At 55.4% G+C, this 1,829-nt stretch carries 2 protein-coding genes and 2 pseudogenes; 1 reads left to right on the forward strand and 3 read right to left on the reverse strand.

What is annotated here, in order from left to right; translation table 11 throughout:
• Nucleotides 1–35: 35 nt before the first annotated feature.
• The 3 genes and pseudogenes from EVC45_RS44370 to EVC45_RS44380 all read right to left on the reverse strand — a co-directional run.
• Nucleotides 36–923 carry a hypothetical protein gene (locus EVC45_RS44370; protein ID WP_129964333.1) on the reverse strand — a complete coding sequence of 296 codons (888 nt, stop codon included), beginning with the start codon at nt 921–923 and terminating at the stop codon, nt 36–38.
• Nucleotides 924–982: 59 nt separating this feature from the next.
• Nucleotides 983–1,237: a hypothetical protein gene (locus tag EVC45_RS44375; protein WP_129964334.1), complete on the reverse strand. Its 255-nt coding sequence runs from the start codon at nt 1,235–1,237 to the stop codon at nt 983–985.
• An 88-nt stretch (nt 1,238–1,325) separates the two neighbouring features.
• Nucleotides 1,326–1,706 (reverse strand): annotated as a pseudogene (locus tag EVC45_RS44380) (transposase); the annotation flags it as partial.
• A gap of 21 nt (nt 1,707–1,727) precedes the next feature.
• On the opposite strand from EVC45_RS44380, the pseudogene EVC45_RS47495 reads away from it, so the two are divergent.
• Nucleotides 1,728–1,829, forward strand: a pseudogene (locus tag EVC45_RS47495) (IS6 family transposase); the annotation flags it as partial.

A 1,829-nucleotide genomic window follows, 5' to 3' on the forward strand; every position in this document is an offset into this window, starting at 1 on the left:
GAAGTAGAAGTAGTTTTGTCGGGCATTGCAACACCTTATACGAGATAAGTGTTGCACCTCGCTTTTGAGGCCGCCATTCCATTTGCGATCGGACTCAGTAACATACCTGAAAGGACCGCGAGAGAAACGAGTACGCCAGAAATAGCGCCGGCAATTATTCGCGACCCAGCTTCACACCAGTGAAGTAATTTACCAGCCGTGTAGTCGACGTTTATCTTACCGGTGCGTAGAATTATAGACAAAAGCGCGCCTAGCGCGCCTGCCGGTCCGGAGAGCGTAACCGACAGACCCGTATTTCCGAGGTACTTAGTGGCAAACCCGGTGTCACGTAGCACCCACAAAGCCGCTCCAAACCCAAGGAAGGGGAACGCGGCTAGCAGGCTAGCGGTAAGGTACCAGACTCGAGATTTCTCCTCGGTGCGAGCTTGTATAAACTTGGCAGCGTCGGAAATCCTCTTTTTAGCTCCAGAATAATCGAACTCAAGTGCACAAACCATTGCGTATCCGAGGATGCGCAAAAATTGATGTCGGACGTCTATTGTCAAGCTCTCGCACGCTGTTTCCTTGAGCACTTGGATGTCGCCCATCACGTCGTTGCACGCAGAGCTGTCGAAGTGGCCCTTATCTTCTGTTTCCGTATCCACGTCGTAACCTGGCGTGGTCTGGTAAATTAGTTGGCATGTCGAATCAATGTAGACAACGTAATCCCTCGCCGAACAAACGAGGACCCGTATGTCGCATCCGCTCCATTGTTCAAGATAGTCGCCCGCTTCTGGCGATCGAGAGCCGGACGAGGCCGGCGAAAGCGGGGTGCTCCCTACGTGTTTCGTTACCGGCAGATTAGTAGCTTGCTCTTCCACGAAGAATCCCCGTTGGATGGAAAGTTCATTGTTCGCGTGCATAATATGGACATCTTGATTCATATGCACGATACAGTGCAGGCGCATAACTCTGGCATTTTGGTTTCCGTTACTCCGTCGTGTCACCCGAGAGCAGGAGTAAGGGCGGCCGGCAAGTTCTGCGGTGTGTAAGCCGGCTGCGGCCCTTCCGTGCCAAAGAGGTTTTCTGGCTGACCGTTCATCCGCTCCGACACGGACTTGTCGACAACTAACTCTGCCGGGAACACGCGGTCGGCAAGCCCCGCCGCGATCCAGAGAGGGTCTTGCGCCCATTCCCGGTGTCGCGGAGCCATGGGATCGGGAATGCAGGGCACAGGCGTTGTCTCGCTGAATTGCATTCCCACATCCGCTTGCTTCAACGTATGCGATCTTTAATTCACGCCTCTCAGAGTCGTTGCGCCAGACTCTGAGGTATGGCAGGAGGCCTCAGCGGAGGTCGGTGGGCATCTTCCATGGCAGCAACGCGTCGTAGTCCTCGACGGTCGTGGCAAGTGGAAGTTTCTGGAAGAGCCAGTGGAGGTAGCAGTAGGGATCGATGCTGTTGGCGCGGCACGTCTCGACGAGCGAGTACAGGTTCGCACTCGCATTGGCGCCGCCGACCGTGTCAGCGAACAACCAGCCACGGCGGCCTAAACAGAATGGCCTGATGGCGTTTTCGCAGGGATTGTTCGAGATTGGCCAGTTGCCGTTCTCGATGTAGCGGACCAGCTTTGGCTACTGCCCCTGCAGGTAGTGCAACGCCTTGCCCAACAGGCTGCCGGGGGTTGTGGTGCAAATAGCGCTCAAGGATCGGTTAGAGTGTCGCCTTGACCGATTTGAGGAGCCGCGATGAACAAGCTGAAGAGTCTGGACGAGCTATTCGCCGGCCGTCATTTTGACCGTGAGGTGATCATTCTTCGTGTGCGCTGGTATCTGCGCTACAAACCCAGC

The sequence above is a fragment of the Paraburkholderia sp. UYCP14C genome (genome assembly GCF_004197395.1).
GTDB lineage: Bacteria > Pseudomonadota > Gammaproteobacteria > Burkholderiales > Burkholderiaceae > Paraburkholderia.